General features: G+C 75.5%; 7 protein-coding genes. 3 read left to right on the top strand and 4 right to left on the bottom strand.

What is annotated here, in order from left to right; all coding sequences use genetic code 11:
• Window positions 1–60 precede the first annotated feature (60 nt).
• Window positions 61–933 (top strand): hypothetical protein, encoded by an 873-nt coding sequence (locus ACWEQL_RS40075; RefSeq protein WP_452156178.1) that lies wholly within the window; start codon window positions 61–63, stop codon window positions 931–933.
• Window positions 934–958: 25 nt separating this feature from the next.
• Here ACWEQL_RS40075 and ACWEQL_RS40070 read toward each other — a convergent pair whose 3' ends face one another.
• The 4 genes from ACWEQL_RS40070 to ACWEQL_RS40055 all read right to left on the bottom strand — a co-directional run bounded on the left by ACWEQL_RS40070 (window position 959) and on the right by ACWEQL_RS40055 (window position 4,333).
• The gene (locus ACWEQL_RS40070; RefSeq protein WP_452156176.1) at window positions 959–1,831 is read right to left on the bottom strand and encodes a hypothetical protein; all 873 of its coding nucleotides are present in this window, start codon (window positions 1,829–1,831) and stop codon (window positions 959–961) included.
• A 59-nt stretch (window positions 1,832–1,890) separates the two neighbouring features.
• Window positions 1,891–2,400 (bottom strand): SigE family RNA polymerase sigma factor, encoded by a 510-nt coding sequence (locus ACWEQL_RS40065; protein WP_452156174.1) that lies wholly within the window; start codon window positions 2,398–2,400, stop codon window positions 1,891–1,893.
• 177 nt (window positions 2,401–2,577) lie between these two features.
• The gene (locus tag ACWEQL_RS40060; protein ID WP_452156172.1) at window positions 2,578–2,781 is read right to left on the bottom strand and encodes a hypothetical protein; all 204 of its coding nucleotides are present in this window, start codon (window positions 2,779–2,781) and stop codon (window positions 2,578–2,580) included.
• 103 nt (window positions 2,782–2,884) lie between these two features.
• Entirely contained in the window at window positions 2,885–4,333 is a 1,449-nt protein-coding gene (locus ACWEQL_RS40055) for a WGR domain-containing protein (protein WP_452156170.1), read from the bottom strand.
• Window positions 4,334–4,576: 243 nt separating this feature from the next.
• Here ACWEQL_RS40055 and ACWEQL_RS40050 point away from each other — a divergent pair, with 243 nt between their 5' ends.
• Both ACWEQL_RS40050 and ACWEQL_RS40045 read left to right on the top strand, forming a co-directional pair.
• Window positions 4,577–5,905 (top strand): hypothetical protein, encoded by a 1,329-nt coding sequence (locus ACWEQL_RS40050; RefSeq protein WP_452156168.1) that lies wholly within the window; start codon window positions 4,577–4,579, stop codon window positions 5,903–5,905.
• 268 nt (window positions 5,906–6,173) lie between these two features.
• Window positions 6,174–6,356, top strand: a 183-nt coding sequence (locus tag ACWEQL_RS40045; RefSeq protein ID WP_452156166.1) for an AAA family ATPase, incomplete at its 3' end; no start/stop codon positions are given.

Genomic DNA, 6,356 nt, shown 5'->3' with positions numbered 1-6,356 from the left:
TCTTCCGATCTCCCGCGTGTCCGCACCCGGCGGCGCCGCCGCGCGACGTACGGTCGGGCCATGCCCGCCGGACTCCTCGCGGCCCTGCTCGCCGCCCTCCTGACCGGGTCGGCGACCGTGCTGCAGGCCCTCGGCGCACGCCGGGCCACGGCCGGCCACCGGCCCGGCGAGGCGGCGGCCCTGGCCGGCACGCTGCGCCAGTGGCCGTTCGTGGTGGGCGTGGGGATGGACATGGCCGGGTTCGCCGCCGAGCTGTTCGCGCTGGAACGCCTCCCCCTCTACGTGGTCGAGGCCGCGCTGGCCTCGGCGCTCGCCGTGACGGCGGTCGGCGCCTCCCGGGTGCTGCGGATCCGGCTGCGGCCCCAGGAGTGGGCCGGCGTGGCCGCCGTCTGCCTCGGGCTCGCCGTACTGGCCGTGACCGCCGGCCGGGACGGCGAGGGCCACGGCGACCCGGCGCTGCGGTTCGGCACCCTCGTCGTGTCGCTGGCGCTGCTCGCGGCCGCCTGGGCGGCGGGCCACTACGGCGGCCGGCGGGCCGCGCCCCTGCTGGGGCTGGTGGCCGGCCTGCAGTTCGGCGTCATCGGCGTCGCCGTGCGCGTGCTGCCCGACCTCGACCCCGCCGGGCTGTGGACCGAGCCCTCGGCGTACGCGATCGCGATCGGCGGGCTGGGCGGCTTCACGGCCCTCACCTGGGCCATGCAGAGCGGCTCCGTCACGGCCGCCACCGCGGCGATGGTGCTCGGCGAGACGCTGGGGCCGGCGGTGGTCGGGGTCGTGGTGCTGGGCGACCGCACCCGCGGTGGGACCGTGCCGCTGGCCGTCCTGGGCTTCCTGGCGGCGATCGCCGGCGCGCTGGCGCTGGCCCGCTTCGGCGACGCCGAGCAACCCGCCGACCGGCCCGCCGTCAGCCCGGCCACCGGTCCCGGCTCCTGACGGGATTCGCGGGCGTCGGGCGTGTTCAGGACTCCGGGCCGTCGTGCCAGCCGTCCCGGAGCGCGGCGACGAGGCCGGGCGTCCCGGCCAGCGTCAGCAGTTGCTCCAGGGACACGGTCGGGGAGAGCGCGTCGGGCTTGGTGACGACCCGGAGGAACGTCAGCGAGTAAGGCTTGCCGTCCGGTGTGAGGAGGCCGAGCGCGGCGACCCGGCCCGAGAGCGGCTCGGTCAGGTGCCGGACCTCGGCGACGGTCCCATCGGGCAGTACGCGGTTCGCGCAGTCCTCGGCGTTGGGTCCCAGCGTGCCGTTCGCCGTGGTGACGGGCTTGCAAGCCGCGTTCGGGGCGTTGCGGTCGATGCCGTTCCCGAAGGTGTCCCGGGCGACGATGACCTGCGCACCGTCCTTCCTGGTCGCGATGTAGTGACCGGGCAGCATCTCCTTCGTGCCGTCGACGATGTCGGCGAATTCCTCCGGCAGGTGGGCCCGGAGGTACTCCAGCAGGGCCTGGTTACCCGCCGCGTTGCGCTGCCGCTGAGGGGCACGGAAGGTCGCGAGGTCGGGCTGCGACGGGGTGGTCGTCGGCGTCGCAGCACTCGGGGCCGCACTGGCCGCTGCCGTGGTACTCGAAGCCGTGGCGCTCGCGGCCGCCGCCGTCCGCTGCCCGTCCGCGCCCCCGCCGACCATCCACCCGGCCGTCGCCAGCAGGCTCACCGCCGTCACCGCCGCGCCGCCCGCCAGCAGGTTCCGGCGCCGCCGGAGCCCTCCGCCGCGGCGGCGCACCTGGGGCAGCAGTGCCGGGGGAAGGGCCGGCGTCGGCTGGTCCAGCACCGTACGGAACAGTGCGCCCATCTCGCCGTCCAGGTCGTCGGCGCCGAACGCCGGATCGTTGTGGTCCATCCCGGTTTCCTCTCGTCTTCCGCGCTGTCGTGTGGTTCCGCCCGGGGCGGGGCGCCGGGTCAGGCGCCGGCGATCTCGTGCAGCGAGTCGCCGAGGATCGCCCGCAGCTGGGTGAGCCCCCGGCTGGTGTTGGACTTCACCGTGCCCGTGCTCTGCCGCAGGATCGCCGCCGTCGCCTCGATCGTCTGGTCCTCCCAGAAGCGCAGCACCAGCGCCGCCCGGTACGCCGGGCTCACCTGCGCGAGCGCGGCCAGCAGGGCCATCCGCCGCTCGGGATCCGCGTCCGCGCCGGCCATCGCCGCCTCGGGAACGTCCGGGGCGGTCACCTCGGACGAACTGCGCCGGCGCCGGGTGTCGGTGTAGGCGCGCACCAGCGTGGTGCGGGCGTAGCCGGCCGCGGCCTGGGGCTCCCGCAACCGGGGCCACCGCGCGTACAGCTTCACCAGGGTGGTCTGCACCAGGTCCTCGGCCAGGTGCCAGTCGCCGCACAGCAGGTACCCCGTGCGGAGCAGTGCCGTGTACCGGCCCACTACGAACTCGTCGAACGACTGCTCCAAGTCCGGTGACATACGGCCTCGCTGCTCCTCAGGTGGCTCCCCGGCGCGCCGTGCGCGCCCTCGCTCCTTCTACACGGGACCGGCGCCGCAAAGTGTTGCGTGGGGTCGCGAAGAAGCGGGGAGACGGAGAGGTGGGGCAGGGCGGCGCGAGGGGCGCCCAGGCCCACGGAGCGCCACGGGAAGCGACGATCAGGCGTCGCGCGCGGGGGCGGCCGGGGCGGCCTCGACGCCGCGCTCCGCCCTGAGGTCGTCCCAGGTGCGGCAGGTGTCCAGGTCGACGCCGCGGTCCGCCAGGTCCAGCAGCACGTACGCGAGGGTCGGGTCCTCCAGCGCGGCGTCGCGCGCTGCGGCCCGCAGGCCCTCGGCCTCGGCGGGGTCGAACACCATCCTCATCACGGCCTCCAGACACGCCCGGTGACGGTGCACCGAGAGTAGCGCAACCGGCCGTGGCGGCGGGGCGATCCGCTGCCACGGCCGGTCAGGACCGGACCACCGGTCACAGCAGGCGCTTGATGTCACCGCGCGCCCGGTAGAAGCCGCCGTTGCCCGACTCCAGCACCTCCGCGACCAGGTAGCGGGCACCGGGGACCCGGATGTCCTTCGGGAACTGCACCCGGCGGGCCGGGTCGAAGCCCTGCGACACCACGCGGACCCGCAGCCGGGTGCCCTCCTGGACGCACTCGACCTCGATGCCGGTGGCCGCGCCCGCCGAACCCGCCGTCACCGACTCCACCTCGGTGCCCGCCACGGACGCCGTCCAGCCCTTGCCGTCCACCTCGGCGGCCTTCGGCAGCCGCCCGTCCTCGGCCGCGCGCACCGCCTGCTCGCTCGCGTCGAGGCAGGCCAGCGAGCCGTCGGTGGTCACGATGTACAGCCGGCCGTCGCGGTACTGCATGCTGTACGCCGAGCCGCAGCCCGTGCCGAGCTTCCAGAGCCGGGTGCCGTCCGCCGCGAAGCAGTAGACCGAGGAGTGGTTGTCGCCGGCGAAGACGTACCGGCCGTCGGGCGAGGCCGCGCAGGAGAACACCGAGGCGTCGCAGCGATAGCGGGCGACCTCGGAGCCGTCCTCCTTGCGCAGCCGGTGGACCCAGCCGCGCGAGGTGCCGGCGAAGACCTCGTCCCGCTCCTGCCAGCCGAACAGCACGTCGCCCTGGGTCGCGGTGTGCCACACCGGGTCGCCCCCGCGCGCCTCGTAGCGGGCCACGCCGCGCGAATGGCCGTGGTAGACGCCCTCGTCGTCGCAGCGCACCATCCAGCCGTCGGTGCCGGTGGCCTTGCGCCGCCACTGGAACTCGTCCTCGTGGTCGACGGTGGTGATGCCGCCGCGCGCGTCGGCGACGCCGAGCACGCCGTCGTGGATGTCCAGCCAGTAGATGTCGACGTCCTCGGCGATCTCGTACGCCACCCGCGGCACCTTGCCGCCGAGGTCGTACACCTTGCCGTCGTCGCAGCCGGCGTAGATCCACCAGTCGTCGGCGACGATGCACTTCACGCCGTCCGGCAGGCCGTAACGGCCGGTCACCTCGCCGTCGTGGGTGAGCGTGTAGACGTCGCCGCGCTCGTTGCCCACCCAGGCGTGCTCCTCGCCGACGAAGATGCCGAACGCCGCCGCCCCCGAGCGGAAGCGCCACAGCACCGGGGCCTGACGGGCGGTCGAACCGGTGCTGACGATCGCCCGGCGGGTGACCGCCCGACGCTGGCGCACCCCCCGCACGGCCGGCGCGTAGCCCTTGCGAACCTTCTCCCCCACCTTCTTCGCGGCCGCGGCGGCGGCCTTCTCCGCCGTCGGGTAGGAGGTGGTCTTCACCTGCCCGCCCTCGCCGATCCGCCCGTAGGTGACGGTCACGTCCGTGCCGGCGACCTTGACCTCGTAGAACTTGTGGGCGCTGCCCGAATCCTCGGACAGCTCCAGGTAGGTGACCTGCTCGTCGACGGCGACCGGCATGGCGGAGGGCCCCTTTCGGGCGGCGGTGGGAGTGTCGTCGTACGGGCGGTGCCCGCCGACACCGCACAAACTAGCCAACCCCTCCGACAACGGCTCCGGCCCCCGGCCGCCGGGCCCGCGGGAGCGTCCCCGGAAAACCGGGTGTAACAGTTCGTCAGGGCTGACCCCTCCTTGTTCCGGAGGACGCGATCAGGGTGATGGCGTCCGTGACCCGGCACGACGAGGACCACGGGGGAACGACGCATGAGGCGAGTACGACACTGGGCGCAGGCCGCGCTGGCGCTCTCGGTGCTGACCGCGGCGACGGCCGCCGCGGCCACCGCGAGCGCCGCCGGCGGCAGCGGGCCGGTGACGCCCTCGGCCACGGCACCCGAGCCCGCCCCGACGGCACCCGCCCCGACGGCACCCGCCGCGACGGCGCCGACGGCCTGGACGGCGGGGAGCGAGGTGCCGGGGATCGGGGGGTCCCGGTTCACGGCGAACAAGGTGCCGTTGACGACCGCCGTGATGAGCTCCGGCGTCCAGCTCGACGCCCGGACGACCTGGGCGGCCGGCTTCCGGATCGACAGGGACAGCAGCGACCTGTCCTTCAGGCCGGTGGTCGTCGCCCAGGACAGCCGCGACGGCGTGTGGCGCGAACTGCCCACCCCGGCGCCCGGCTACGAAGGCCGGGCCACCGCGGTCGCCGGCGGCTCGCCGAAGGACGCCTGGGTGTTCGGCGACCTGGACACCCGTAGCGGCCGGATCCTCGCCGAGCACTGGGACGGCACCGCCTGGACCCACACCGAGGTCGAGCCCCCGGCCGGCGAGCTCAGCACGGCGTACCTGCTCGGCGCCTCCGCGCCGACGCCCGGCCGGGCCTGGGCGGTCGGCGGCGCGAGCGTCATCACCGCCCGTATCCCGGGCAACCAGCCCAGCGACCCGCAGGTCATCGAGACCCGCACCACCGGCCTCATCGAGCGCTGGGACGGCTCCGCCTGGCACCGGCTCGACGTCCCCGCGATCGACGGCGACTGGTGGCTCAGCTCGGTCACCGAGATCGCGCCGGACGACGTCTGGGCGGTCGGCAACACCGCCTACCCCGACGGCCAGCCCGTCCTGCTGCACTACGACGGCCGCACCTGGACCCGGGTGCCCGCCCCCGCGTTCACCGGGCTGTACGGCGAGTACCAGAGCGTCTCGGCCAACGGGCCGGACGACGTCTGGGTGGTCGGGCGCGCCGTGCTGGCCGACAAGGACCGCGGCCATCCGCTGGTCGCCCACTACGACGGACGGACCTGGAGCACCGTCGCCGTGCCGGACGGCGTCGCCGGCAAACTCTGGTCGGTGGCCGCCGTCCCCGGGGGCATGGCGGCCGTCGGCTGGGACGCGAGCGGCGAGCAGGACCGCCCGCTCGGCCTGCGCTACACCCACGGCCGTTGGGAGACCCTCGACCTGACGGTGATCGGCTACCCGACGTCCTCCTACCAGGCCGTCGTCGCCGGGCCCGCCGGCCGCCTGACCGTGATCGGCGCGGGCGCCGCCGCCAAGTCGCCCGACTACCGGCCGCTGATCCTCACCGGACGCGGCTGACGCCGGCGGTCGCCCGCCCTGCCCGCCCCCGGCCGTCACCAGGGCCGGGGGCAGAGCCCGGGCAGGCACAGGGCCGGGGCGACGCGGGTGGTCGCGGCGGGCCCGGTACGGAAAACCGGTACCCCGGCGGGCGAGGCGCGAGGCCGTCACGGCATGATGACCCCATGGCCTTCGCACCCCTCCTCGGCGAGCGCCGCGGGCGCCGACCGGCCGGGCGGCCGTGAGCCGGCCGACCGAACCACCCGCGCCCGGCGCCGGATTCGACTTCGTGGGGCGACGGCAGGAGCTGGCCCGCCTCACCGAGGCCGTGCTGCGCCCGCCGGCCGTGGTCCTGGTCGAGGGCGAGGCCGGGCTCGGCAAGTCCCGCCTGGTCGCCGAGGCCGCCCGCGGGGCCGCCGCCGCGGGCCGCAGGGTGCTGACCGGCTTCTGCCACCCCCTGCGCGAGCCGCTG

The sequence above is a fragment of the Kitasatospora sp. NPDC004240 genome, from assembly GCF_053603215.1.
This window is presented reverse-complemented; position numbering and strand designations above follow the sequence as displayed.

Coding starts and splice junctions, on each gene's coding strand:
- ACWEQL_RS40075 (WP_452156178.1), top strand. CDS start 61: ATGCCCGCCGGACTCCTCGCGGCCCTGCTCGCCGCCCTCCTGACCGGG.
- ACWEQL_RS40070 (WP_452156176.1), bottom strand. CDS start 1,831: ATGGACCACAACGATCCGGCGTTCGGCGCCGACGACCTGGACGGCGAG.
- ACWEQL_RS40065 (WP_452156174.1), bottom strand. CDS start 2,400: ATGTCACCGGACTTGGAGCAGTCGTTCGACGAGTTCGTAGTGGGCCGG.
- ACWEQL_RS40060 (WP_452156172.1), bottom strand. CDS start 2,781: ATGAGGATGGTGTTCGACCCCGCCGAGGCCGAGGGCCTGCGGGCCGCA.
- ACWEQL_RS40055 (WP_452156170.1), bottom strand. CDS start 4,333: ATGCCGGTCGCCGTCGACGAGCAGGTCACCTACCTGGAGCTGTCCGAG.
- ACWEQL_RS40050 (WP_452156168.1), top strand. CDS start 4,577: ATGAGGCGAGTACGACACTGGGCGCAGGCCGCGCTGGCGCTCTCGGTG.